Genomic DNA, 25,133 nt, shown 5'->3' with positions numbered 1-25,133 from the left:
GTCGGTGGCGGCGCTTACGATGACCGGCCATGGACAGCAGTGAGGCCGGCAGACGGTTGATCGACGGGCGATTCGAACTCGCCCGCCCCCTGGGCAGCGGCGGTATGGGGACAGTGTGGCTCGCCCGCGACATCGCGCTCGACCGGGAGGTCGCCCTCAAGGAGGTGCGGCCGCCGGACCCGGCGACCGCCGCGGCGCAGCCCGGGCTCGTCGTCCAACTGCGCGAACGGGCCGTCCGCGAGGCCCGGGCCCTCGCCCGGCTCGCCCACCCGAACGTGGTCACGATCCACCACATCGTGGAGCCCGAGCCCGGCTCCGACGGCCACCCGTGGATCGTCATGGAGCTCGTCAGGGGCGGCTCCCTGGCCGACCGGCTGGAGGCCGGACCGATGCCGGTGGCGGACGTGCTGCGCCTCGCGCTCGACCTGCTCTCCGCCCTGCGGGCCGCACACGCGGAGGGGGTGCTGCACCGCGACGTGAAACCGGCCAACGTGCTCCTGCGCCCCGGCGGCTCCGCGGTGCTCACCGACTTCGGGATCGCCGCGCTGCACGGGGCGACCGGGCTGACCTCGACCGGAGCCCTGATCGGCTCGCCGGAGTACATCGCGCCCGAGCGGGCGCGCGGCGAGGAGGGGCTCGCCGCCTCCGACCTGTGGTCGCTCGGGATGCTGCTGTACGTGGCCGCGGAGGGGGTGCATCCGCTGCGCCGGGCCACCAGCCTGGCCACCGTGGTCGCGGTGCTCGACGAGCCGATCCCCGCGCCGGTCCGGTCCGGCCCGCTGGGACCCGTACTGGAACGGCTGCTGGTGCGGGACCTGTCCGTGCGGCCCGACGCCGAGGAACTGGAAGCGCTGCTCCGCAGTGCGAGCAGTGCTCTCGGTGGTGGCTCCCCGGTGGTACCGGCGGTCGCCTTCGGGAGCTTCGGGCCGGCCACCCCGGTCCCCGGTCCCGCCATGGGACCCGTACCGATACCGGCGGCGGCGCACGGCCCCGCTCAGACACCGCAGACGCCGATGCCGACGCCGACCCCGTTCGTTCCGGGCGCGGGCAACCCGTACGCGTTCACCGTCCCCGTGAGCCTCCCCGCACCGCCCTCCCCGCGCCGGCGCCGTCGCCCGGCCCTGCTCGCCGGACTCCTCGCGGTGGTCCTGGCCGCGGGCGTCGTCGGCCTCGTGAAGTGGCTGCCCGACGGGAACGCGGGCGGCTCCGCGGGCAAGGGCGGCGACACGAAGGCCGCGGACACCCCGTCCGCCTCCGGCCCGGCCTCCCCGGCCCAGGGCACCGCCGTGGCCCTGACCCCCGCCCCGAAGGCGAGCACGCCCAAGCCGGTCACCCCGCCCAAGGGCAGCCTGATCGACCCGGCCAACATCCGCACCGCCGTCGAGGCGCTCAAGCAGCAGACGGGCACCACCACCTTCGTCGACATGAGGGTCTACGACGAGTACGTGCTCGCCGACATCCCCACCGCACCCGGAGCCAAGACCGTCGACTCCTGGCAGTACCGCGGCGGCGTCGCCAAGCGCACCGGCCCGTCCGGCACCGTGAAGCCCGGCGAGCCGCTCATGGACATGGCGGCGCTCGACTGGGACGCCCTGCCCGCCCTGCTCGCCGAGTCGACGAAGGAGCTCGGCGTCGACAACCCGAGCTCCCGCTACCTCAACGTCTCGCCCTGGATGAACGCCCCCGCGGTCCGGCCCTACATGAGCGACGAGTACGGACAGGGCGGCTACGTCCTCGCCGGTACGGACTTCAAGGTCAAGAAGGTCTACCGGAGCTGACGCCCGGGGAAGCGGAGAACCACCACCATGCCGAGCTGGCGCAGCACGCTCACGACCGCCGGGATCACCGGCCCCCGGCTCCGGGCCGACTACACGTACGCGGCCCGCCGCGTCCTGCGCCGGGAACCCGCGCCGTACCTCGCCCTGCGGCTGCTGGCCGCACCCCCGCTCGTGCCCTGGCTGGCGGCCGGCCTCGCCTTCATGAACCGGGTCGACGACGTCGCCGAGACCGGCTCCGCCGACCGGCGGGCCGCGGGGCTCAAGGAACTGGGCAGCGAGGTGCGCCGCGCCCTGGAGACGGGGGACAGCCCCGACCCGCTGCTGCGCGCCTACGCCCACGCCGTCGACTCCCGCGGTCTGCCCACCGATTGGGTGTTCCGGTTCCTCGACGGGGCGGCCACCGAGGAGGCGGTCTTCGACGGGTTCGCCGCCGAGGAGGAGTTCCAGGCCTACCTCGACGCCTACGCCTGGCCCGGGGTGCTCGTCTTGACCGGCCTGCAGTACGAGGGCGGGCCCGACGCCGAACAGGCCGCGGGCTGGCGGCGGTTCGTGGACGCCGCCCAGCGGGTCGACTTCCTCGCCGACCTCGCCGGAGACCTCGCCGCCGGCCGGCTCTGCATCCCGCGGGCCCGCCTCGCCGAGCATGCGGTGACCCGCGCCGACCTCGAACAGGCCCGCGACACCCCGGCCGTACGGGAACTGCTGGCCGCCGAATGCGGACGGGCCCGTACGGCGCTCGCCGCCGCGGACGGCATCCTCGACCTCACCGCACCTGGGCTGCGGGCGGTCGCCGTGACGATGACGGAGCTCATGGAGCACCAGCTCACGGCGGTGGAGCGAGCCGGTGCCGGGGCTCTGCGCAAGGACGTCGGCTACGGGTTCACGGCGCCGCTGCGCACCCTGGTGCGCGCCAGGGCCCGCAGGCCGCGTACCGCCGCCTGATTCCCGGGACGTGCCGCCCGCGCACGACTTCGACTTGACGGAGACGTGGCCGGGAGCGGCTCACCGCGAGCTCGTTCAGTAGGCGCCGTTGACGTTGTCGATCGAACCGTAGCGGGCCGCCGCGTAATTGCAGGCGGCCGTGATGTTGGCGACCGGGTCGTAGGAGTCCATCGGGGTGCCGGGGACGTGATAGGCCTTGAACGTCGGGTCGATGACCTGGAGGAGCCCCTTGGAGGGGATGCCGGCCGCCGCGTTGGAGTCCCAGTTGTTGATGGCCAGCGGATTCCCCGAGGATTCGCGCATGATGTTGCGGTGAATTCCTTCGTAGCTTCCGGGAATTCCGTGCTGCGCCATGACGTCGAGTGACTCGCGGATCCAGCCGTCGAGGTTGTTCGCGTAGCCGGTGGCGGCCTTGGCCGCGGCGGGCGCGGCGGCGGGGGCGGCCGCCGTGAGGTTCAGCTTCAGGCCGGGGCGGATGGCCGAGGGGTTGGCGCCGACGATGCTCTTGTTGGCTTCGTACAGTTGCTGCCAGCCGCCGCCGATGGAGTGCTCGGCCGCGATCTTGCTCAGGGTGTCGCCGCTGACCACGGAGTACGTCGTCGGGGCGACGGCCACCTCGGCCGCCCCGGCCGTGGTCGCGCCGATCAGCGGGAGGGCCAGCGCGGCGCTGCCCGTACCGGCGAGGGCCAGCTTGCGGGTGAGTGCGTGGTGCTGCTTCGGCCGACGGTGCTTTCCGTGTGCGGGCATGGCGGAATTCCTCACGTGGGGGACGGAAGAGCCCTGGCGGAGGCCGGATTCGGCAGCTGACCACCGGGAATGAGGTGACCGTAGGCGAGCCCGCCGGGCCGGAACAAGACACGAATTCGACCGGGAGATCAACTTCCCGCATTCGGCCCGGTGGATGACCTTGGAAAGAGATCCGGGAATTCGCGAATATCCAACCGGGAAAAGGGAATCGTCCCTCTCGGGGAAATGATGTTGACGCCTCCGGCGTGACTCACATCACGGGCCGGCGGGCGACGGTCCAATTCGGGCAAGTCGCCCGTCGCCGGGGCCGATTCGGGCGACCCGCCCGTTGGCGGCGAATCGCCCATCCCGGGTCAATCAGCCCTCAGTCCTCGTAGGTGATCGTGCCGTCCTCGTCCATCGCGGGGTGGATCCTGGTCGGCCCCTCCCCGTTCTCCTCCTCGTCCGACGGCCGCGGGCCCTCCGGCCCGTCCGGCCCGATCCGCACCAGCCGGCGCATCCGGACGAGTCGCAGCTCGCGGCCGTCGTCGAGCCGCGCCGCGTTCGCGTCCCCGGCGGCCCGGAACTCCGCCGCCGCCCGCTCGTACCCCGCCCGCCGGGCCTCCGGCAGCTCGGCCCCCTGCAGCGCGGACGTGGCGGGCCAGAGCCAGGTCAGGATGTGCACCAGTGCCCTGCGGGCCGCGTGCGGGCTCGGCAGCACCGCGGACGCGGGCTGCCAGCCCGTCGCGGTGCGCTCCAGCACCCGGTAGCCGGTCGGCAGCAGCACGGTCCCGGCGTGCGTGCGCAGCGCGCGCCGCGAGTCCGCCCGTACCGCGGCCGGGTAGCGGGGGCTGCGGTAGTGCAGGCCCATCAGCGCGAGCCGCTCGGAGGCCTCCATGACGCTCGCCGCCGCGATGTGGTCGATCACGAAGCCCAGGTCGATCTCCGGGTCCCGGGTCCCCAGCTCCCAGTCGCGCACGACCGGCTCCGGATCGGTGGGGCGGGGCGGCTCCGGGCCGTCCCCGTCGCTGTAGACGATCTCCTCGCAGCGCACCACGCGGTAGCGCGTGCCGGCCGCGGTGACCTCGTCGACCGTCTCGGTCTCCAGCCGCGCGACGGCGGCCAGGAACTCCCGGCGGACCGCCCGGTCGTCGGTGTCGTCCTTGGCCCGGAACCACAGGGCGGAGTTCAGCCGGTCCCGGGCGTCCTGCGGGTACCCGCACGTGACCGGGGCCAGCACCTGCCACCGGTGCCCGCCGCCCTCCTCCTGGGCGGCGATCCCGAAGAGCGGGCCCCGGATGATGCAGCGCGTGTACCGCTGCGCGGCGTCGGAGGCGTCGGCCTCCTGCGCGGCCGCCACCGGATGCTCCGCGGGCTCGACGTTGATGTAGAGGTGCTCGCGCCCGGGGGGTACCTCGCTGCTCATGGCGAGCAGTCTGGGCCCGGTTGCCGACGGGCCGCCGCGGCATCGTCAACTCGGCACGCGGCGGGCGAGGTTGTGGTAACGGGCAGGGGGGGAGGTCAGGGAAGCTGCGCCAGCTCCCGCAGGGCCGCGGCGACCGATTCCGCGCCCGCGGGCAGCAGGGGGAGGCGTACGTCGGGGGTCGGGATGCGCCCCTGCGCGTACAACACCCCCTTGATCACCGTCGGGTTGGGCTCGGCGAAGAGAGTGGCGGAGAGCCGGGCCAGCGCATGGCCCAGGGGGCGGGCCCGGTCCGCCTCGCCCGCCCGCCAGGCGGTCGCGAGCTCGGCGAACCGGCCCGTCGCGAGATGGGCCGACGCGAGGACCCCGCCCGCCGCGCCGAGCGCGAGCAGGGGCGACAGGAAGACGTCGTCGCCCGCCAACACCGCGAAACCGTCCGGCAGATCACCGAGCAGGGCCACCGCTTCCCCGTCGAGCGAGCCGACGGCGTACTTCACTCCGGCCACCCCCGGCAGCGCACCGATCGCCCGCAGCGGCGTCGCGTCCAACGGCTGCCCGGTGCGGTACGGGACGTGATAGACGATCAGCGGTACGGGGCTCACACGGGCCAGCCGCTCGAAGTGCGCCAGCACCCCGGAGGCCGCGGGCCGCAGGAACGCGGGCACGGTCACCAGCGCGGCCCGCGCCTCGGGCCACCGCTTCAGCCGGCCGAGCGACTCCTCGGCGGCCCGCGTCCCGCTCGCCCCGGCACCCACGGTCAGCGCCGCCCCCCGCTCCCGGCAGACCCGGGCGCAGACGTCGGTGACGAGGTCGCGCTCGGCCTCGTCGAGGGCGGCCGGCTCGCCGGTGGTGCCCAGCGCCACGATCCCGGTGGCTCCCGCGTCGAGCACCTCGTGGGCGAGCGCCTCCAGGGCGTCGGCGGCGACCTCGCCGGCGGCGGTGAAAGGGGTGATCAGCGGCACGTGGATCCCGTGCGGGGCGTACGGGCCGGAGGCGGCAGGGGTGGCGGAGGGGGCGGCGGCGGGTGTGGACGAGGTGCTGAGCGTCTGGGTCATGGAACGAGCCTGACCCGCCCCGAGCATCGAATCCAGTTCGCCTTTCTTACCTGAACCGTAAGCTGATCCGATGCTCGACGTACGACGCCTGCGCCTCCTGCGCGAACTCGCCCACCGCGGGACCATCGCCGCGGTGGCCGAGGCGCTCTCCTTCAGCCCTTCGGCGGTGTCCCAGCAGCTCTCGGTCCTCGAACGCGAGGCCGGTCTGCCGCTGCTGGAGCGCACCGGGCGCCGGGTCCGGCTCACGCCCGCCGGCCAGAACCTGGTCCGGCACGCCGACGCGGTGCTGGACCTGCTGGAGCGGGCCGACGCCGAGCTCGCGGAGGCGCGCGGCGGACTGGCCGGAGCGCTGCGGATCGGCTCCTTCCCGACCGCGACCAGGGCCATCGTCCCGGCGGCCCTGGCGGAGCTGGCCCGCCGGCACCCGGGACTGGAGCCGATGGTGTCCGAAACCGACCCGGCGGCGGTCGCCCACGCGCTGCGGGCCGGGGACCTGGACGTGGCCCTGATCCACGCCTACGACTTCGTCCCCGCGCCGGAGGAACCGGGCCTCGCCACGGAACCGCTCTACCGCGAGGCGATGTACCTGGCGACACCGGCGCAGTGGACCGGCGGGCCGGCCGGGTCCGTCGCTTCGGCAGAGGGAGTCGGGGAGGGGGGAGTCGGGGAGGGCGGAGTCGGGCAGCGGGCGTTGCTCCGTACGCACGCCGACGCGCCCTGGATCACCGCCACGCCCGGCACGCTCTGCCACGCCATGACCGTGCGCGCCTGCGAGGACGCCGGGTTCATGCCGAGGATCCGCCACCAGGTGGACGAGTTCGCCACCGTGCTCGCGCTGGTCGCGGCCGGCCAGGGGGTGGCAGTGGTGCCGCAGCTGGGGATCACCGGACACGCGGATCCGGCCGTGGCGCTCACCCGCCTCGTCATGGAGCGCCGCACCAACGTGGCCTTCCGCAGCGGCGCCGCAGCCCACCCCGCCGTGGCCGCCTTCGGCACGGCCCTACGGGCGGCGCTGCCGCCCGGACTGTCCGGGGACCACGCCTAGGACGGGCCCGCCAGGGCGCGGTGCAACTCCCGCACACGGGACAGCGCGTGTACGTTGGCGGGGGACCGGTGGAACCCTCGGGGGGCCTCCGGCGCAGTCGACGAGACCGTGATCGAGATCGGGGTAGCACGTGACGCATCGCGTACGAGGGGTCATCGCCAGGAGCAAGGGCGCACCGGTGGAGACCACGACGATCCTCGTGCCCGACCCGGGCCCCGGCGAGGCGCTCGTACGGGTCCAGGCCTGCGGGGTCTGCCACACCGACCTGCACTACCGGGAGGGTGGGATCAACGACGAGTACCCCTTCCTGCTCGGCCACGAGGCGGCCGGTGTCGTCGAATCCGTCGGCCCGGACGTCACCTCCGTGGCCCCCGGCGACTTCGTCGTCCTCAACTGGCGCGCGGTGTGCGGGAGCTGTCGGGCCTGCAAGCGCGGCCGCCCCTGGTACTGCTTCGCCACGCACAACGCCACCCAGCCCATGACCCTGGAGGACGGCACCCCGCTCTCCCCGGCCCTCGGCATCGGCGCCTTCGCCGAGAAGACCCTGGTCGCCGCCGGTCAGTGCACCAAGGTGGACCCGGCCGCTTCGCCGGCGGCCGCCGGGCTGCTCGGCTGCGGGGTGATGGCCGGCCTGGGCGCCGCCCTGAACACCGGCAACGTCGGCCGCGGCGACTCCGTGGCCGTGATCGGCTGCGGGGGAGTGGGCAACGCCGCCGTCGCCGGGGCCAGGCTGGCCGGAGCCTCCCGCATCATCGCCGTGGACCTGGACGACCGGAAGCTGGAGTGGGCGCGGGGACTCGGCGCCACGCACACCGTCAACGGCGGTACGCAGGACGTGGTCAAGGCCATCCAGGAGCTGACCGGCGGCAACGGGGCGGACGTGGTCATCGAGGCCGTCGGCCGTCCCGAGACGTACAAGCAGGCGTTCTACGCGCGCGACCTGGCCGGCACGGTGGTGCTGGTCGGCGTCCCGACGCCGGAGATGCAGCTCGAACTCCCGCTGCTGGACGTCTTCGGACGCGGCGGCGCCCTGAAGTCCTCCTGGTACGGGGACTGCCTGCCCGAGCGGGACTTCCCGCTGCTCATCGACCTCTACCTGCAAGGCCGGCTCGACCTCGACGCGTTCGTCTCGGAGCGGATCGCCCTGGACGGGGTCGAGGCGGCCTTCGCCCGCATGGAACGGGGTGAGGTGCTCCGCTCGGTGGTCGAGTTCTGAGCATCCACGGACCCGCGACCACCGAAGGCCCCGTGACCACCACCGAAGGACCGGTGACCACCGAAGTACCTCCGGCAACCGAGGGGCCTCTGACCGCCCGCGAACCGATGGCGGACCCGAGCCGGGCGCACGCCGCCGCCCGCGCGCTCGCGGTGGTGGCCCTGGGACGGGATCCCGGCCCCATGGCCACCGCCGCGAGCGGTTCCCACCACGTGTACGTGGGCCCGGACGTGGTCGTGAAGATCATCGATGCGGCCTCCCACACGCGGCTGAACCGGGAGATCGCGCTCGCGCCCCACCTGCCCGCCGGCCTGACGGCCCCGCTGCTCGACAGCGGGACCCACCGGCTGGAGTCGGGCGACCTCCGCTATGCCTGCTACACCCGCGTGCCGGGAACGGCTCCCGGCATGGGCATGCCCGGCGTGGACGCGGCGACCGCGCGCGCGTTGGCCGGGGAGGCGGTCGAGCGGCTCGGCCGACTCCACGCCTGGGTGCCCGAGGGCGACGCCGACCGGACGCTGAGGGAAACCCTCGACCACGGAGGGTTCACCGGTCGGGCCGAGTTCCTCGCCGAGATCGAGGGCCTGGCCGAGCGCGACCGGCACGGAACCGTACCTCCCCGCCTGCTCGACGGGCTGAGGGCGATCGCGCGGGACGCGCCCCCGCAGGCCCGTACGGTCGTCCCGGTCCACGCGGACTGCCACTGGGACAACTGGCTCGCGCACGGCCGGACCGTGACGGCCCTGCTGGACTTCGAATGGGCCCGCCTCGGGGATCCGGTCGACGACTGGTTCTTCCTGATCCGGTTCAGCGGCCCGCACATGGAGAGCGTCCTCGACGTCGTCGCCCGTGCGACGGATACCTCCCCGGACACCCTTCGGGCAGGCTGCGAGGTCCGCGAAGCGACCCACCTCGCGGCCGATCTCCGTGTCGCACTGGAACGCCCCGAGGTCCACGCGCGCATGGCCGCGGACCGGCTCCGCTCGCTGGAGGAGCTCGTCGTCGGGCGCTACTGGTGGCGCGACGCCCGCTGAAGCCGGCCGTCAGGGGGTGCGGGTGGCGGACCGCGGGGCGGCCGGTGCAGGCACCGGGCGCCCCGTCGTGCCCACACCCCTCAGCCAGGTGAACGAGAAGAAGGCGGCGCCGGTCATGGTGACGGCAGCGCCCACGGCCGCGAAGCCCATCCCGTGCGTGAAGGCCTCGCGCGCGGCCGCCAGTACGGCATCCGCGGGCCCCGAGGACAGCTCGGCCGCGGCAGCCGTCGCCCCGCCGAGCGTTTCGCGTACGGCCTCGGCCCGCGGCACGCCCGGCGGCAGTGCCGCCGCCATGTCCCGGCTGTAGACCGCGGCCCCGATGGACCCCAGGATCGCCATGCCCAGGGCTCCGCCGAGCTCCTGGCCCGACTCCAGCACGGCCGCGGCGGATCCCGCGCGTTCCGGCGGGGCCGCTCCGAGGGCGAGTTCGTTGGCGAGGGTCATGGCGGCGACCAGGCCCCCCGCGTACAGGGAGACGCCGGCGAGGGTGAACCAGAGCGCCGAGTCCGTGCGCACCTGGGTCAGCCAGAGGAAGCCGCAGCCGGAGAGCAGGAAGCCGCCGCCCATGACGTACGCCCGGTCGACGCGTTGGGCGAGGGCCGCTCCGGCCGGGGCCGCGACGGCCACTCCGGCGGCCGGCACCAGGCTCCACAGGGCGGCGTCGAACGGGCTCAGACCGAGGACCGACTGCAGGTACTGGGTCAGGAAGACGGCCATCCCGACCGTGGCGGACATCGCGAGGAGATTGGCGAACACCGGACCGCCGAAGGCGCGTCGGCCGAGCAAGCCGAGGTCGATCACCGGATGCGCGAGGTGCCGCTGGCGGCGTACGAAGACGAGGCCGAGCACCAGCCCCGTGCCGATGGCGAGCGCGGGCAGCGGCTCGTACCCGTGCCGGGCCCATTCCTTGATGCCGTAGATGACCAGGAGCACCGCGCCGAGCGACAGCGCCGCACTCGGCAGGTCGAAGCGCTCGCCCGTCGCCGACCTGAACTCCGGTACCAGGAAGGGCACCAGTACGAGCAGGAGCACCATCGCGGGCAGGTTGATCAGGAAGACCGAGCCCCACCAGAAGTGCTCCAGCAACAGACCGCTGACCACGGGCCCCAGCGAAATGCCCGTCGTCATCACGGCGGTCCACAGGGTCACCGCCTTGCCGCGCTGTTCCTCGTCGTGGAAGAGGTTGCGGATCAGGGCGAGGGTCGAGGGCATCAAGGCGGCGCCGCCCAGCCCCAGCAGGGCGCGCACGGCGATGAGCAGTTCAGCCGTGTCCGCGTACGCGGCGGCGAGCGAGGCCGCTCCGAAGAGAGCGGCTCCCGAGAGCACCAGCGCGCGCCGGCCGATCCGGTCGCCGAGCGCACCCATCGTGATGAGCAGCCCTGCGAGGACGAAGCCGTACATGTCGAGGATCCACAACTGCTGCGTCGCGCTCGGTTCCAGCTCCCGACTGATGTAGGGGATCGCGAAGTACAGGACCGAGACGTCCATCGAGACGAGGAGCAGGGGCAGCATCAGGACGCCGAGGGCAGTCCATTCCTTGCGCCCCGCGCGGGGGCCGGGTGTGTTCTCCATGCACAGGAGGGAACGGGGCCCCGGCGTCGGCACCGTCGTCGCCGAGTCGGGACGGGAACGGCCCTCGACTCCCGCTCACGGACTCACCCGGGATCGCATCGTCCGAGGCGCGATCGCCCTCGTCGACGCCGAAGGGCTGGGCGCGCTCTCCATGCGCCGCATCGCAACCGACTTCGGTGTCTCCACGATGGCGCTCTACCGTCATGTCCCGAGCAAGGGCGAGCTCGTACGGCTGATGTCGGAGACGGTTTTCGCCGGAGAGCCGCCGGGGTCGCCGCCGCTCGGCTGGCGTGCGCAACTGGAGCGGGAGGTGCGGTGGTTGTGGGTCCTGTACCAGCGGCATCCCTGGCTGGCACGGGCCATGGCCGCCCTCACCCGGCCGATGGCCTCGCCCCACGCGATGCGGTACACCGAACGGGTTCTCAGTGCCCTGAACGGCCTGGGGCTGACACCGACCCAGATCATCCACATCCACCTCGCTCTCCTCGGATACGCCCAGGGGGTCGCGGCGGCCGTCGAGCTGGAGTCGCAGGCCCGGCAGGACACCGGGATGACCCCCGAGGAGTGGATGGCCTCCAACGAGCCGCGGATGGAGACGATCCAGACCGCCGGGTCCTTCCCGATCCTGTCCACGCTCTTCGGCGAGGAGCAGTTCGACCTCGACACCCTGTTCGAGTTCGGGCTCGCGCGGATGCTGGACGGAGTCGAATCGGTCGTCGGGCAATCCGCAGGTCCGACCTCTGCCGGAGGCCTCGCGTAAGCTCGGGCGGGCCCGTCGTCCCGGTTCGTCACCACCCACTGGCCCCGGGACGGCTGCCGCGTACACCACCGCACCGCGCCGACCCCAGGGACCTCCCGTGACCCCCGTGAACCCCGTGCCCTCCGAGAGCGCCGCCTCCGGCAGCTACCGCCAGCCCGGCGTCGTCCTCACCGACCACCACTTCACCGTTCCGCTCGACCACGCCCGCCCCGACGGCGAGCGGATCGAGCTGTACGCCCGCGAACTGGTCGCCACCGGCAAGGACCCGGAGTCCCTGCCCTGGCTGCTCTACCTGGAGGGCGGACCCGGCTTCGGTGCCCGCCGGTTCGTCGGCCGGCAGGCGTGGCTGGAGCGGGCCCTCGCGGAGTACCGGGTGCTGCTGCTCGACCAGCGCGGGACCGGCCGCTCCACCCCGGTCAACCGGCAGACCCTGCCGCTGCGCGGCGGCCCCGCGCAGCAGGCCGAGTACCTCGCGCACTTCCGCGCCGACTCCATCGTGCGCGACGCCGAGACCATCCGCCCGCTCCTCACCGGCGGCGCCCCCTGGACGGTCCTCGGCCAGAGCTTCGGCGGCTTCTGTGTCACCCACTACCTGGGCGCCGCCCCCGAGGGGCTGGCCGCCGCCCTCATCACCGGCGGGCTGCCCTCCCTCGACGCCACCGCCGCCGAGGTGTACGAAGCCGCGTACCCCCGCATCGAGCGCAAGAACCGGGCGCACTACGCCCGCTACCCCATGGACGTGGAGCGTGCCCGCCGCATCGCCGCCCACCTCGTCGAGCGCCCGGCCGAACTGCCCGGCGGATACCTGCTGACGGCCGAGGCCTTCCAGTCCCTCGGCCTGCTCCTCGGCGTATCCGACGGCAGCCACCAGCTGCACTACCTGCTGGAGGACGCCTTCGTGCCCACCCCGGCCGGACCCGCCCTCTCCGACGCCTTCCTGGAGGCCGTGCACGCCCAGCTCTCCTTCGCCGGGCACCCCCTCTACGCCCTGGTCCACGAGGCGATCTACGCCCAGGACCCGGGCGCGCCCATCGGCTGGGCCGCCGAACGGGTGCGCTCCGGGCTCCCGCGGTTCGACGCCGCGAAGACCCTCGCGGGCGCGGAGCCGCTGTACTTCACCGGCGAGACCATCCACCCCTGGCACTTCGCCTGCGACCCGGCACTCGCCCCGCTGCGCGAGACCGCCGAGCTGCTGCTGGCCCGCACCGGCTGGACCCCGCTGTACGACCGGGCGCGGCTCGCCGTCAACGAGGTGCCGGTGGCCGCGGCCGTCTACCACGACGACATGTACGTGGACACCGCGCACTCCCTGGCCACCGCCCGGGCGATCCGCGGCCTGAAGACATGGGTGACGGACGAGTTCGAGCACGACGGGGTACGTGCGGGAGGCCCGCGCGTCCTGGACCGGCTGCTGGCGCTCGTACGCGACGAGGCCTGACCTCCGACGAGGCCTGACCCCCCTGAATCCAAGGGAGTTACGGGACCGGGATGCCCGTCCGGAGGAAGTACAGACCGATGAGGTGTCCGCCTTCGTTGAAGGTGACGCGGAACTCTCCGGTCCCCTTCTCCATGTGGAGGGGCACGTTCACCACGGACCCGTGGACGGACGTGACCTGCCGGGGGTCCCCGTGCGACCGGTAGGGCCCGTACTGCTCCTGGTAGTCCTTCCACGCCTGCGCGAGCGCCTCGGGAGACGCCTGGTGGCGGAGCGTCCCGTCGAAGCGGGCCGAGACGGCGGCGAAGTCGCCCCGCACGACCTCGTCGAGGGTGTCGAGTGCGAGCCGCTCGTCGTCGGCCCGCGCCGGAAGGGCCGTCACGGCCGCGGCCGTGACCTCCGCGGGGGCGCGGACCTGGGCCGCGGCGGGCAGGGAGCCGTTCGTCAGGAGCATGGCGCCGGAGGCCAGTACGGCCGCGGGCGCGAGTCGAACGAACCGGACGAGGCGAACGGACCGGACGGGCCGCCGCTTCGCGCCACCCGGGGTGTGCCTGCCTGAGAGCGGGACCATGGCTTCCTCCCTCGGAACGCCATCCTTCATGCTAGGGCGCCTCCCGGGCGGTCGCATGTCGGCTGTCGGCTGCGGGCGGGGGCGCCGGGGGTCCTCAACGGCCCGGTTCGGGCGGCTCCACGAAGGCCCGGGTCAGGTGCGCGGTGGCCAGGAGGGCGCGGCGGCGGACCGCCAGGGCCAGGAGCTCCTCCCGCGAGGCGCGGGCAGCGGCCCGGTCGCGTTCGTGGGAGTACGGGACCGCCGGATCGGCCAGCTGCACCGCGTGGACCAGTACGTCACCGGTGACCAGGACGTCCCGGCCCCGGCCCCCGCTTCCGCCACCGGGCCCGGCCGTCCCTTCCACCAGCACCGACTGGTGACCGGGCGTGTGCCCGGGCGTCGGCAGCAGGGTGATGCCGGGGGCGAGCCGGTGCTCGCCGGTCACCTCGTGGAGCTGTCCGGTGGCCCGCAGCGGGGCCACCGTCCAGTCCCACACGGGATCCGCCCGGTCCAGGGCCGCCACTTCCGCGCTCTGTACGAGGTACCGCGCGTCGGGGAAGAACGGCCGGCCCGCGGCGTCCTGAGTCCAGCCGGTGTGGTCCTCGTGCAGGTGGGTCAGGACCACCGCCTCCACGTCGGCCGGGGCGATCCCCGCCTCCCCGAGCGCGGCGGGCAGCCGCCCCGGCACCGGGGCCCAGCCGGCCGCCGGGCCCTGTGCCGGTCCGACCCCCGCGTCGATCAGCACCCAGCGGCCGCCCGGCCGGGACACGGCGAAGCACCGGAAGTCCAGCCGCCAGGAGCCGTCCGGCCCGGCCGCGCCCGGGTCCAGCAGCGCCGCCCGCTCCCAGGCGGCGGCGCCCGCCCCCGGGAACGCCGTGACCGCTGGCTCGAAGAACGACCCGGTGGCGTCGAGCAGGGCCACCACCTGCCCCTGTGTCTCCATTCGCCTATTGTGCGACGTATGAACGAACGACTGGACGGGCCCGCCCTGTTGGAGCCCATGCCCACCGACTGGCAGCGTGCGCTGGCCGTGGTGGCGCACCCGGATGACTTGGAGTACGGCTGCGCGGCGGCCATCGCGGACTGGACGGACGGCGGCCGCGAGGTCGTCTACCTGCTCGCCACGCGCGGCGAGGCCGGCATCGACACCATCGACCCCGCCGCGTGCGCCCCGCTGCGCGAGGCGGAGCAGCGTGCGAGCGCGGCCGTCGTCGGCGTGCCCACGGTGGAGTTCCTCGACCACCGCGACGGGGTCGTCGAGTACGGCCTGGACCTCCGCCGGGACATCGCGGCCGCCATCCGGCGCCACCGCCCCGAGCTGGTGATCACGATGAACCACCGCGACACCTGGGGCGGGGCCGAGGGCGGCGGCTACTGGAACACCCCGGACCACAAGGCGGTCGGCCGGGCCACCCTGGACGCGGCGGGCGACGCGGGCAACCGCTGGATCTTCCCCGAACTCCTCACGGAGCAGGGCCTGGAGCCGTGGAACGGGGTCCGCTGGGTGGCGGTGTCCGGCACCACGACGCCCACGCACGCGGCCGATGCGGGCCCCGGCCTGGAGCGTTCGGTGAAGTCCCTGATGGAGCACAAGGCGTACATCGCCGCGCTGACGGACGAGGACCCGGAGACGTACGTACGCTCCTTCCTGACGGGCAACGCCCAGCAGGCGGCGGCCCGTTTCGGCGGGCGTCCGGCCGTGGCCTTCGAGGTCTTCCCGCGTTAGGCGGAGCCCCCTATGGTGTCCGCGTGATCGACACCATCAGCACGGAGATCGCTGAGGGTGAGGAACGGATCCGTCTGGACGTCGCGGACGGGATCGCGGAACTCACCCTCTGCCGGCCGGAGAAGCTCAACGGCTGGAGCTGGGAGTCCACGCGCCAACTCGGCCTGTTCGCGGACCGGATCCGCTTCGATCCCGCCGTACGGGTGGTCCTGCTGCGGGCCCAGGGCCGGGCGTTCTGCGCGGGCATCGACGTGACGGCCCCGGGCGGCGCGATCACCGGCGGTTCGGCGGCCGAGCGCAACCGAAACTACTACGAGGGCATCCGCTGGGTCCACGAACGCTTCGCGGTCCTGGCCCGGCTTCCGCAGCCGGTGGTGGCGGCCGTGCAGGGGTACTGCCTCGGCTTCGGCTTCGAACTGGCGCTGATGGCGGACATCCGGGTGGCGGCCGAGGACGCCGTCTTCGCCCTGCCCGAGGCCCAGTTGGGCGTGGCGGTGGACGCCGGCGGCGACCTGCGCATCGCCCGCGAGGCGGGCGCCGGCTGGGCCAAGTTCCTGGCCCTGACCGGCCGCCGCATCGACGCCCGCACGGCGGAGCGGCTGAACCTCGTCCAGCAGGTGGTCCCCGCGGAGAAGCTGGATGCGGTCGCCCGCTCGCTCGCGGCGGAGATCGCGGCCAACGCCCCGCTCGCCGTCCAGGGCATCAAGCGCGCGATCGACTCCTACGCGGACGCCGCCCTGCCCGCGGCCCTCGACCGGGTGGCGATGACGGCGGCCCTCACCCTCACCTCGGAGGACTCCCGCGAGGGCTACACCGCCAAGGCGCAGCGCCGCCCTCCGCACTTCACCGGAGGCTGAGCACCGGCCGGACGGAGAAGGCCTCCCAGGCGGACTCGCCCTCCGGGCCGTGCACGAACTCGGCCATCGCCGGGTTGCGGTTCGCCGTGGCCAGCGTCAGCCAGGCCCACAGGTCCCCGTACCCGCCGCACACGGACTCGCCGCCGTCCCCGCCGTGGACGGCGCCGCGGTCGCCGCTCAGCTCGGCGGCGTAGGAGTCGTAGGCGATGCGCAGGCCGAAGGCGTTGGGCTCGCACCGCGGAGCGAACGTGCCGCTGCCGTAGGAGGGTTCACCGATCGGGCAGGTGTCGCCCCACCGGAAGAGGGTGCGCGCCCCGGCCCCGCAGGCGTGCTCCCACTCGTCGGCGCCGGGCATCCGCAGTCCGCGCCCCGCGAGCACCGCGGGCATGTCGGCGGGGGGTTCCTCGAGCGGCTCGTTCTCCACGGCCATGAACACCGTCGGGAGGGTGACGGTCCGGGGAGGGCTCAGCAACTCGGCGAGGTGGGACTTGAGATCGGGGCCGTAGCCGTACTCCTCGGCCAGGCTCCGCTCGAAGTCCTCGGTCTGCTCCGGCGTCGGCTCCCAGGCCTCCAGATCGAACCCGAGCCGGACGCTTCCCCCGGGTATCAGGGCGAACTCCCGCCCGTCCCGCTCGACGAACACGCGGTGGAGCGGGCCGCCGAGGTGCTCGGCGGCATCGATCAGGCTCACCCGGGCACCCACCAGGCCGGCGGCTTCCCGGGCGAACCGGTGGACATCCGGCAGCGTGAACGAGCGCCACCGGTCAAGGGTCAGATCAGCGTGGGACATGCGGTCCATGGTGCCCCGGACCACTGACAACCGGGGCACCGCCCGGGTGCCGCCGGTCCCCGAGGCCCCCGCCGCCGTGCCGCTACTCCTCCAGGCGCAGGAGGGCCAGAGCGCGCGCCGAGACCGCCGGGAGGGGTTCCCGGCCGCCTTCGGAGGCCCAGTGTTCGAGGGCGACGGTGACCGCGTCGATGAGGACGGCCGCCAGGACGCGGGTCTCCAGGGAGGATTCCGGGCGCCCCGTGCGCACCGCGAGGACCGGCACCAGACGGTCCTGCATCGCGCGGGCGGCCGCGAGCCAGCGCAGGCGGATCTCCGGGACGCCGCCCATCACCTGGATCAGGCGGGCCGTCTGACCGGGCCCCTCGTAGCGGGTGCCCGCCGTGGCCGTGGTGAAGGCCGCCTGGACCGCTTCGGTCAGGGGCTCCGACGCGGGGCGCAGGGCGAGTTCCTCGACCAGGGTGGAGACGCCGGCGGTCAGGACCGGGGTCAGCGCGTCCTCCTTCGTCGGGCAGTACCGGTAGAAGGTGCGCAGCGAGATGCCCGCCGCCCGCGCGATGTCGTCGACCGTGGTGGCCTCGAACCCCCGCTCGGAGAAGAGGTCGGCAGCCGCCTCCGCGATCTCGTACCACGTGGCCTCCCTGCGCCGTGCAGTCAAGGACGGGCGGCCCGTGCTCACCGTGCTCACCGCGACACCTCCAAGGGGTGGACGAGGGCTGTGGACGGGGTCAATGTGTCACACGATCGCACCATGGCGTGTCGCGCCGAAATGACGTAACGGGCCGGAAGGGCGCGTACGTCCACGCCACCCGGCACGTCACGGGATGAACGGCCCCCGACCCAACTGGTCGCGTACCGGTATCACTTCGGGGTTCACGAGGGAGCGGCGCTGCCAGTTCGCCCCGTCCACCACGAGGGTGTGGCCGGTGATGAAACGGGCGTAGGGCGAGGCCAGGAAGGTGGCGGCCCAGCCCAGTTCGCGGGGTGCGCCGACCCGCAGGGCGGGCTGTCTGGTGTCCTTGTCGTCCGGGGCGGCCCGCTCCAGGCCACCCCGGATGTCCTGCGTCATGTCCGCGTGCGGGAACAACCCCGGCACCAGGCCGTTGATCTGGATGCCGTACGGTCCCCACTCGACGGCGAGGGTCTCGACGAGGTTCTTCACCCCGGCCTTGGCGGCTGCGCTGTGCGCATAGCCGGGCCCGCCGGTCCAGGCGTACGAGGCGCCGATGTTCACGATGGACCCGGCACTGCCCGCGGCGAGGTGGCGGCGGCCGAACTCCCGGGTCACGAACCAGGTGCCGGTCAGGGTGATGTCGACCACCGCCCGCCAGGCGTTGGGGGACAAGTCCTCGGCCGGGCAGGGGAAATTGGCGGCGGCGTTGTTGACGAGCACGTCCGGGACCCCGCCGAAGGCCGCCCCGGCCGCGTCGAAGACCTCGGCGACGCGCTCGGGGTCGCGGATGTCGCAGACGGCGGCCGTCACCCGGCCCGCCCCGGGGACGGCCGCCAGCTCTTCCTGAGCGGACTTCAGCTGCTCGATCCGGCGGCCGGCGATCACCAGATCAGCGCCGAGCCGCGCGAACTCGGTGGCGATGGCCTTGCCCAGCCCGGTCCCGCCGCCGGTCACGAGCACCGCCCGGCCGGTGAAGGTACCGGGCGGCAGGGCGGCCGAACCGAGCGGCGGGGGCGCGGGCAGGCCGCGCAGCGGGTCTTCCGGTCGGCCATCGATGTTTTTCATGCGGCCATCGATAGCGTGCGAACGCTCAGAGCGCCATGGCCCGGACAAACGCCGCTCGACCGGGCCCGCGGCTGTGGCACCCGGGGGAGGAGGCGGGTCCAGGACCCCCTGCGCCGGCGCGGTGTCCTGGATGCACGTGTCCGGGACGCAGGTGCCGGGCGCCGGATGCCCCGGTACCGGTATCTTCCCGGAGCCACGGACCGCGTTCGTGGATCTCGTCCGGTCCCACCGGTTCACAGCAGTGCAAGCGACCGCTTAGTATGCCCGCGAGGCGTGGTTCCCCGTCGGCGGCTGGAGGCCCCGGATGCAGGCATGGCGAGTACACACCCCCGGCGAGCCCCGCGAGGCCATGCGCCTCGAAGAGGTTCCCGAACCGGTGCCCGGCGAGGGCGAGGTGAGGCTCAAGGTGCTCGCCGCCAACGTCAACTTCCCCGACGCGCTGCTCGTGCGCGGCCAGTACCAGATCCGCCCGCCGCTCCCCTTCACCCCCGGCGTCGAGATCTGCGGCGAGACCGACGACGGCCGCCGCGTCATCGCCAACCCGAGCCTGCCGCACGGCGGTTTCGCCGAGTACGTCACCGCCCCCGCGCGCGCCCTGCTCCCCGCCCCGGACACCCTCGACGACGCCGAGGCGGCCGCCCTGCACATCGGCTACCAGACGGGCTGGTTCGGCCTGCACCGGCGGGCCGGGATCCGGGCCGGCGAGACCCTCCTCGTGCACGCCGCCGCCGGCGGGGTCGGCAGCGCCGCCGTCCAGCTCGGCAAGGCCGCCGGAGCCACCGTCATCGGGGTCGTCGGCGGCAAGGCCAAGGTGCGCGCCGCCGAGGAGCTCGGCTGCGATCTCGTCATCGACCGCACCAGCGAGGAACTGGTCGCCCGGGTCAAGGAGTTCACCGGCGGACGCGGGGCCGACGTGGTCTACGACCCGGTCGGCGGCGAGGCCTACACCGCCTCGGCCAAGTGCGTGGCCTTCGAAGGCCGGATCGTCGTGGTCGGCTTCGCGAGCGGCACCATCCCCACCCCCGCGCTGAACCACGCCCTCGTCAAGAACTACGCGATCCTCGGCCTCCACTGGGGCCTGTACGCCGCCAAGGACCCGGCCGCGATCGCCGCCTGCCACGCCGAGCTCACCCGGCTCGCCGCCGACGGCTCCATCAAACCGCTGGTCAGCGAGCGGGTACCGCTCGCCGGAGCCGCGGACGCCGTGCAACGCCTCGCCGACGGGACCACCACCGGCCGGCTGGTCGTCGTACCGGCCCTGGACGCCACGCTGCCCGCCTCCCCCGCAGGGGGCTCCCGATGACGGCCGCCGCGCCCACCGCCGACCGGCTGCTCGCCCGCGTACGGGAACTGCTCGCCGCGCACCCGCCCGCCACCACCGGCCGCGCGGCGTTCCTGAGTGCCCGCTTCGACGCCGGACTCGCCTGGGTGCACTACCCCGAAGGCCTCGGCGGCCTCGGTGCGCCCCGCTCCCTGCAGGCCGTCGTGGACGCCGAGCTGGAGGCGGCCGGAGCACCCGACAACGACCCGCGCCGGATCGGCATCGGCCTCGGCATGGCCGCGCCCACGATCCTCGCGTACGGCACCGAGGAGCAGAAGCGGCGCTTCCTGCGCCCGCTGTGGCTCGGCGAGGAAGTCTGGTGCCAGCTCTTCAGCGAGCCCGGTGCCGGCTCCGACCTGGCCGCCCTCGGCACCCGCGCGGTACGCGACGGCGAGGACGACGGGGACTGGGTGGTGGACGGCCAGAAGGTGTGGACCTCCAGCGCCCACACCGCCCGCTGGGCCATCCTGATCGCCCGCACCGACCCGGCGCTGCCCAAGCACCAGGGCATCACCTACTTCCTGTGCGATATGACCGCGCCCGGCGTCGAGGTGCGTCCGCTGCGCCAGATCACCGGCGAGGCCGAGTTCAACGAGGTCTTCCTGACCGGCGTCCGGATCCCCGACGCCCACCGCCTCGGCGAGGTCGGCCAGGGCTGGGCGGTGGCCCGCACCACCCTGATGAACGAACGCGTCTCCATCGGCGGCATGCGGATCCCGCGCGAGGGCGGCATGATCGCCCCGGTCGCCGCCGCCTGGCGCGAGCGGCCGGAGCTGCGGACGCCCGACCTGCACCAGCGGCTGCTGGAATTGTGGGTCGAGGCCGAGGTCGCCCGGCTGACCGGAGAGCGGCTGCGCCAGCAGCTCGCCCAGGGCCAGCCCGGGCCCGAGGGCTCGGGCATGAAGCTGACCTTCGCCCGCCTCAACCAGGAGATCAGCGGGCTGGAGGTGGAACTCCTCGGAGAAGAGGGCCTGTTGTACGAGGACTGGACCCTTCGCCGCCCCGAGATCGTCGATTTCACCGGCCGCGACGCCGGCTACCGCTACCTGCGCGCCAAGGGCAACAGCATCGAGGGCGGCACCAGCGAAATCCTCCTCAACATCGTCGCCGAACGCGTCCTCGGCCTGCCCGCCGAGCCGCGCGACGACAAGGACCTCGCCTGGAAGGACCTGGCCCGATGAGCTCTCCCGCCGCGGCTCCGCTGGACCTGCTGTACTCCGAGACCGAGGAGGAACTCCGCACGGCGGTACGCTCCCTGCTCGCCGCCCGCTGCGACTCCGCGGCCGTCCTCGCCCGGATCGAGGGGGCCGAGCCCCACGACCCGGAACTGTGGCGGGTGCTCGCCGCCGGGATCGGCGCGGCGGGACTCCTCGTACCGGAGAAGCTGGGCGGGCAGGGCGCGGGCCACCGGGAGGCGGCCGTGGTCCTGGAGGAGCTCGGCCGGGCCGCGGCGCCGGCCCCGTACCTCACGAGCTCGGTCCTGGCCACGGAGATCCTGCTCGGCTGCGAGAGCGCGGAGTCCGCCGACCTCCTGCGGGAACTCGCGGCGGGCCGCCGGATCTGCGTGCCCGCGCTGCCCCTGACCCTGGCCCCGGGCGCGCCCCTGCCGGCACCGGTACGGGACTCCGGCGCGGGCTCGCTGAGCGGGAGCGTCGGCTCCGTCGCCGACGCCGTCTGCGCGGACGTGCTGCTGGTCCTCGCCGACACCGGGCTGTACGCCGTACCGGCCGACGCGGCGGGGGTCTCGCGGACCCCGCTGGTGGCGCTGGACCTGACCCGCCCCCTGGCCACCGTCCACCTCGACGGAGCCGCCGGAACCCGGCTCGCCGACCCGGCCACCGCCCGCGCGGCCATCGCCGGGGCCCTGCTCTCGGGGGCCGGGCTGCTCGCTTCGGAACAGCTCGGGATCGCCGAGTGGTGCCTGACGGAGACGGTGGCGTACCTGCGCACCCGCCACCAGTTCAACCGCCCCCTCGGCTCCTTCCAGGCCATCAAGCACCGCCTCGCCCGGCTCTGGCTGGACGTGGCCTCCGCCCGCGCGGCGGCCCGTGCCGCGGCCGACGCCCTCGCGACCGGCGCCGCCGACGCGCCGCTCACGGTGGCGGTGGCCCAGGCCTACTGCTCGGGCGTGGCCGTCCGGGCGGCCGAGGAGTGCGTGCAGCTCCACGGCGGCATCGGCATGACCTGGGAGCACCCGGCGCACCTGTACCTCAAGCGGGCCAAGGCCGACTCCCTGGCCCTGGGCACGGCCGGCCACCACCGGGGCCTGGTCGCGGACTTCGCGGAGCTTGCGGCCCCGTAGGCGGCGGGCGGGTCGTCACCCGGCGGGCCATCACCCCAGGAACGCCGAGACGGCCGCCGCGAACCGTCCGGCATCGTCGACCCAGGGGTAATGGCCGGCTCCGGCCTGCACCGAGAGCGTGGCGTCGGGGAACAGTGCCGCGAGCTCGGCCGTCGACCGAGGGGGACTGTTCAGGTCGAACTCCCCGGTGAGCAGCAGGACGGGTGCCCCGAAGGCCGCGAGGGCCGCCCGGGTGGCCTCCGGGGCGAAGGCGCCGTCGGCGCCGAAGTGGGCGACGGCCTCCCGGTTGACCGGCAGGCTGGCGGCGTGGTGCTCGCGCGCCGCGTCGTCCCACCGGCCGCAGAAGAAGGGGGTGACGGCGTCCCAGTCGCTGCCCGTTCCCGCGGAGACGGCCTCCAGGGCGGCGAACGCCGCCGGGAACCACGGCTCGTCCTTGCGCAGCCGCGCCAGTTCGAGCCGCGTCGCGCCGGTGATCTCGATCCCGACGGCCCGGGTGCCCGGGCCGATCAGGGCGAGCTTGCCGATGCTGCGGGGGTACCGGGCCGCGTACCCCATCGCGACGTTCGCCCCGGCGGAGTGGCCGAGCAGGTCCGGCCGGGCGAGCCCGAGGTGTGCGCGCAGCGCCTCCACGTCCTCGACGAGCCGGTCGCAGCGGTAGGAGGCGGTGTCCTCGGGAACCGCCGACCGGCCGGTGCCGCGCGGATCGAGCAGGATCAGCCGGCGGTGGCGGGACAGGCCGCCGAGGTCTCCGAGGTAACGGGCGTCCGCAGGGCCTCCGGGGATGCAGAGGAGCGGGTCGCCGTCGCCGATCGTGCGGTAGGCGAGCCGGGTTCCATCGGGTGCGCAGAAGGTGGGCATGGACGTAGCCTGCCAGCCATAACCAGGTTGTACAACCTGGTTATGGCTGACGTTCCTCCGGAGCGCGGTTCCGTGTATAACCGAGCTATGACAGGTGAAGAGGGTGCGCGCCGGATCCCCGAGTCGCTGACGGAGGAGCAGGCCGGGCGGATGCTGGCGGAGATGAACGAGGTCATCCGCGCGGGCGAGGAGATGCGCAAGCTGCGCACCGAGATGATCAAGGTGTTCACCGGTCTCGGCTGGACGCAGGACAAGATCGCCCAGCTCACCGCCATGAGTCAGCCCGCCGTGTCCAAGCAGGTGGCGAAGTACAAGGCGGAGGACCCGCTCCCGCCGATCGGGCTCTCCCTCGACCAGGGCGACGCGCCGTGGCTCGAAGGGCGCCTGTGGGGCCTGGCCGAGGAGATCGCCGAGGCGTACCCGGACACCGCGCGCTGCGCCCGCCACGTCGATGCCATCGCCCGCGGGAAGAAGCGCTTCACGCCCCGGGACGTGGACGAACTGCGACGCCTCGTCGAGGAGGACCTGAGGCTGCACCGCGAGGACCTGCCAGGCGGCTACCGGGAGGCCTACGACGCGATCAGCCGCGGCCTCGACGTCCCCTCGGTGGCCACCGCGGACACCCCGGCCTCCGTGCGCCGCACCCTCGCGCACCGGATCCAGCGCGACCGGCTCGGCGACGGCGCCTGACGCCCGGGTGCGTCCGCACCGCCGCTCTGGCCGAACGGCCGATGCGGGCGCGCCGGCGGATCCGGCAACCTCTACGGGTCCCCTCGCCCAGCCTCTCGAAGGAGGCGCCATGCTGCACGCCCTCTACCTCCTCGGCATCGCCGCCTTCGCCGCCTCCGGCGTCCTGGCCGCCCACCGGGCCAACATGGACCCCTTCGGCGGGCTCGTGCTGGCCTTCGCGGCCAGCATCTCCGGCGGGACCCTGCGCGACCTCATCCTCGGCCGGCACCCGCTCTACTGGACCCACGACTGGGTGCTGCTCGTCCTCATCGGGTCCGTCGCCGTCGCCACCATGCTCTACCTGCGCCGCCGCGAGCTCCCGCACCGCGCGCTCATGGTCGTCGACGCCGTCGGCCTCGCCGTGGTCACCGTGATCGGCGCCCGCGCCGCCATCGACGCGCACGTCACCCCCGTCGCCGTGCTCATCCTGGCCGTCCTGACGGGCGTCACCGGCGAGGTCGTCCGCGACGTGCTCTGCGGGGAGTTCCCGCCGCTGCTCCTGCGCGAAGAGGTGTACGCGACCGCCGCCCTCGCCGGGGCGCTCTCCTACCTCGGCCTGCACTGGGCCGGCGTCCCGGACACCGGCAACATCGTCGTGTCGGCCGGCCTCGTCTTCGCCCTGCGCATGACCGCGATCTTCCGCGATCTGCACCTGCCCCGGCTCCAGCGCACCACCGCCTGATCCCTATCCTCGGTCGGATGAACCCCTCCCTCACCCGGATAGACGACGCCGCCGCCCTGACCGCACACCGCGAGGAGCTCGCCGCCCTGCTCCTCGCCGTCGTGCGCGGCGGCTCCTCCATCGGCTTCCTCGCCGACCTCGACCACCGGGAGGCCGCCGCCTGGTGGGACTCCCTGCGCCCCGCCGTCGAGGAGGGTTCGCTCGCCCTGTGGGTGTCCCGGGGGCCGGACGGCCGGGTCGACGGCACGGTCAGCTGGAGCCGGGAAACCAAGCCCAACGGCCGTCACCGCGCCGAGGTCCGCAAGCTCATGGTCCACCCCGGGGCCCGCGGCCGCGGCACCGGCCGCGCGCTGCTTGCCGAAGCCGAGGCCGCCGCGGCCCGCGCCGGGGTGCTGCTGCTGTTCCTCGACACCGAGAGCGGCAGTGCGGCCGAGCGGGTGTACCGCGCCGCCGGGTGGACCGAGGCCGGTTCCATCCCCGACTACGCCACCGACCCGGCCGGCCGCCTCGTGGCGACCACCCTCTACTACAAACACACCGAACAGGAGTAGGTGCTCCCGGTGACCTCGCCCGCCGCGCCGCGTTAGACCCGTAGCC

25 protein-coding genes are annotated in these 25,133 nt (G+C 74.0%); 15 read left to right on the top strand and 10 right to left on the bottom strand.

The window, feature by feature from the left end:
- Nucleotides 1-29 precede the first annotated feature (29 nt).
- Both OG898_RS31505 and OG898_RS31500 read left to right on the top strand, forming a co-directional pair.
- Complete coding sequence (locus OG898_RS31505; RefSeq protein ID WP_266961567.1) at nt 30-1,778, top strand: serine/threonine-protein kinase; 1,749 nt, start codon at nt 30-32, stop codon at nt 1,776-1,778.
- Between the two features lie 27 nt (nt 1,779-1,805).
- Entirely contained in the window at nt 1,806-2,720 is a 915-nt protein-coding gene (locus OG898_RS31500) for a squalene/phytoene synthase family protein (RefSeq protein ID WP_266961565.1), read from the top strand.
- Between the two features lie 75 nt (nt 2,721-2,795).
- On the opposite strand, the gene OG898_RS31495 is transcribed toward OG898_RS31500, so the two are convergent.
- The 3 genes from OG898_RS31495 to OG898_RS31485 all read right to left on the bottom strand — a co-directional run bounded on the left by OG898_RS31495 (nt 2,796) and on the right by OG898_RS31485 (nt 5,924).
- Nucleotides 2,796-3,467 carry a LysM peptidoglycan-binding domain-containing protein gene (locus OG898_RS31495; RefSeq protein ID WP_266961563.1) on the bottom strand — a complete coding sequence of 224 codons (672 nt, stop codon included), beginning with the start codon at nt 3,465-3,467 and terminating at the stop codon, nt 2,796-2,798.
- 364 nt (nt 3,468-3,831) lie between these two features.
- Nucleotides 3,832-4,872, bottom strand: a complete 1,041-nt coding sequence (locus OG898_RS31490) for a DUF5954 family protein (protein ID WP_266961561.1) — start codon at nt 4,870-4,872, stop codon at nt 3,832-3,834.
- Nucleotides 4,873-4,967: 95 nt separating this feature from the next.
- On the bottom strand, nt 4,968-5,924 hold the full coding sequence (locus tag OG898_RS31485; protein WP_266961559.1) for a dihydrodipicolinate synthase family protein: 957 nt from the start codon (nt 5,922-5,924) through the stop codon (nt 4,968-4,970).
- A gap of 70 nt (nt 5,925-5,994) precedes the next feature.
- Between OG898_RS31485 and OG898_RS31480 the strand changes: the two genes are divergently transcribed.
- From OG898_RS31480 to OG898_RS31470, 3 genes are all read left to right on the top strand, one after another.
- Nucleotides 5,995-6,969, top strand: coding sequence for a LysR family transcriptional regulator (locus OG898_RS31480; RefSeq protein WP_266961557.1), 975 nt, complete (start codon nt 5,995-5,997; stop codon nt 6,967-6,969).
- A gap of 130 nt (nt 6,970-7,099) precedes the next feature.
- Nucleotides 7,100-8,185: an S-(hydroxymethyl)mycothiol dehydrogenase gene (locus OG898_RS31475; protein WP_250738140.1), complete on the top strand. Its 1,086-nt coding sequence runs from the start codon at nt 7,100-7,102 to the stop codon at nt 8,183-8,185.
- 32 nt (nt 8,186-8,217) lie between these two features.
- Nucleotides 8,218-9,219: a phosphotransferase family protein gene (locus tag OG898_RS31470; protein WP_266961554.1), complete on the top strand. Its 1,002-nt coding sequence runs from the start codon at nt 8,218-8,220 to the stop codon at nt 9,217-9,219.
- A gap of 9 nt (nt 9,220-9,228) precedes the next feature.
- Here OG898_RS31470 and OG898_RS31465 read toward each other — a convergent pair whose 3' ends face one another.
- Nucleotides 9,229-10,791 (bottom strand): MFS transporter, encoded by a 1,563-nt coding sequence (locus OG898_RS31465; RefSeq protein WP_266961552.1) that lies wholly within the window; start codon nt 10,789-10,791, stop codon nt 9,229-9,231.
- Here OG898_RS31465 and OG898_RS31460 point away from each other — a divergent pair.
- A complete protein-coding gene (locus OG898_RS31460) occupies nt 10,790-11,551 on the top strand; it encodes a TetR/AcrR family transcriptional regulator (RefSeq protein WP_266961551.1) in 762 nt (253 codons plus the stop codon). The genes OG898_RS31465 and OG898_RS31460 overlap by 2 nt on opposite strands.
- A gap of 97 nt (nt 11,552-11,648) precedes the next feature.
- The gene (locus OG898_RS31455; protein ID WP_250738132.1) at nt 11,649-12,989 is read left to right on the top strand and encodes an alpha/beta fold hydrolase; all 1,341 of its coding nucleotides are present in this window, start codon (nt 11,649-11,651) and stop codon (nt 12,987-12,989) included.
- 37 nt (nt 12,990-13,026) lie between these two features.
- Here OG898_RS31455 and OG898_RS31450 read toward each other — a convergent pair whose 3' ends face one another.
- Together OG898_RS31450 and OG898_RS31445 are read right to left on the bottom strand one after the other, a co-directional pair.
- Nucleotides 13,027-13,557 (bottom strand): DUF3887 domain-containing protein, encoded by a 531-nt coding sequence (locus tag OG898_RS31450; protein ID WP_266961550.1) that lies wholly within the window; start codon nt 13,555-13,557, stop codon nt 13,027-13,029.
- Nucleotides 13,558-13,651: 94 nt separating this feature from the next.
- Nucleotides 13,652-14,479: an MBL fold metallo-hydrolase gene (locus OG898_RS31445; RefSeq protein ID WP_250738129.1), complete on the bottom strand. Its 828-nt coding sequence runs from the start codon at nt 14,477-14,479 to the stop codon at nt 13,652-13,654.
- Between the two features lie 18 nt (nt 14,480-14,497).
- On the opposite strand from OG898_RS31445, the gene OG898_RS31440 reads away from it, so the two are divergent.
- Entirely contained in the window at nt 14,498-15,262 is a 765-nt protein-coding gene (locus tag OG898_RS31440) for a PIG-L deacetylase family protein (protein WP_250738128.1), read from the top strand.
- 23 nt (nt 15,263-15,285) lie between these two features.
- Nucleotides 15,286-16,119: an enoyl-CoA hydratase/isomerase family protein gene (locus OG898_RS31435; protein WP_250738127.1), complete on the top strand. Its 834-nt coding sequence runs from the start codon at nt 15,286-15,288 to the stop codon at nt 16,117-16,119.
- Here OG898_RS31435 and OG898_RS31430 read toward each other — a convergent pair.
- From OG898_RS31430 to OG898_RS31420, 3 genes are all read right to left on the bottom strand, one after another.
- The gene (locus tag OG898_RS31430; RefSeq protein ID WP_250738126.1) at nt 16,106-16,909 is read right to left on the bottom strand and encodes a hypothetical protein; all 804 of its coding nucleotides are present in this window, start codon (nt 16,907-16,909) and stop codon (nt 16,106-16,108) included. The genes OG898_RS31435 and OG898_RS31430 overlap by 14 nt on opposite strands.
- 82 nt (nt 16,910-16,991) lie before the next feature.
- Nucleotides 16,992-17,594 (bottom strand): TetR family transcriptional regulator, encoded by a 603-nt coding sequence (locus OG898_RS31425; RefSeq protein WP_250738125.1) that lies wholly within the window; start codon nt 17,592-17,594, stop codon nt 16,992-16,994.
- 129 nt (nt 17,595-17,723) lie between these two features.
- Nucleotides 17,724-18,644, bottom strand: coding sequence for an SDR family oxidoreductase (locus OG898_RS31420; RefSeq protein WP_250738124.1), 921 nt, complete (start codon nt 18,642-18,644; stop codon nt 17,724-17,726).
- 304 nt (nt 18,645-18,948) lie between these two features.
- Here OG898_RS31420 and OG898_RS31415 point away from each other — a divergent pair, with 304 nt between their 5' ends.
- From OG898_RS31415 to OG898_RS31405, 3 genes are read left to right on the top strand one after another with little or no spacing between them, the layout of a single operon-like run.
- The gene (locus OG898_RS31415; RefSeq protein ID WP_266961545.1) at nt 18,949-19,947 is read left to right on the top strand and encodes an NADPH:quinone oxidoreductase family protein; all 999 of its coding nucleotides are present in this window, start codon (nt 18,949-18,951) and stop codon (nt 19,945-19,947) included.
- On the top strand, nt 19,944-21,146 hold the full coding sequence (locus OG898_RS31410; protein ID WP_266961543.1) for an acyl-CoA dehydrogenase family protein: 1,203 nt from the start codon (nt 19,944-19,946) through the stop codon (nt 21,144-21,146). Before OG898_RS31415 ends, OG898_RS31410 begins: the two co-directional genes overlap by 4 nt.
- Entirely contained in the window at nt 21,143-22,267 is a 1,125-nt protein-coding gene (locus OG898_RS31405; RefSeq protein ID WP_250738119.1) for an acyl-CoA dehydrogenase family protein, read from the top strand. The genes OG898_RS31410 and OG898_RS31405 overlap by 4 nt, the downstream gene beginning before the upstream one ends.
- A gap of 30 nt (nt 22,268-22,297) precedes the next feature.
- Here the strand turns inward: OG898_RS31405 and OG898_RS31400 are convergent, their stop codons facing one another.
- Complete coding sequence (locus OG898_RS31400; protein ID WP_266961541.1) at nt 22,298-23,125, bottom strand: alpha/beta fold hydrolase; 828 nt, start codon at nt 23,123-23,125, stop codon at nt 22,298-22,300.
- An 87-nt stretch (nt 23,126-23,212) separates the two neighbouring features.
- On the opposite strand from OG898_RS31400, the gene OG898_RS31395 reads away from it, so the two are divergent.
- The 3 genes from OG898_RS31395 (at nt 23,213) to OG898_RS31385 (ending at nt 25,087) form a co-directional block, all read left to right on the top strand.
- Entirely contained in the window at nt 23,213-23,815 is a 603-nt protein-coding gene (locus OG898_RS31395; RefSeq protein WP_266961539.1) for a sigma-70 family RNA polymerase sigma factor, read from the top strand.
- Between the two features lie 109 nt (nt 23,816-23,924).
- Nucleotides 23,925-24,536: a trimeric intracellular cation channel family protein gene (locus OG898_RS31390; RefSeq protein ID WP_250738113.1), complete on the top strand. Its 612-nt coding sequence runs from the start codon at nt 23,925-23,927 to the stop codon at nt 24,534-24,536.
- Between the two features lie 17 nt (nt 24,537-24,553).
- Nucleotides 24,554-25,087, top strand: a complete 534-nt coding sequence (locus tag OG898_RS31385; RefSeq protein WP_250738111.1) for a GNAT family N-acetyltransferase — start codon at nt 24,554-24,556, stop codon at nt 25,085-25,087.
- Nucleotides 25,088-25,133 lie beyond the last annotated feature (46 nt).

Source organism: Streptomyces sp. NBC_00193 (assembly GCF_026342735.1).
Classification (GTDB): Bacteria; Actinomycetota; Actinomycetes; order Streptomycetales; family Streptomycetaceae; genus Streptomyces; species Streptomyces stoeckheimensis.
The sequence above is the reverse complement of the archived record's forward strand: the minus strand, read 5'-3'. Positions and strand labels throughout refer to the sequence as shown.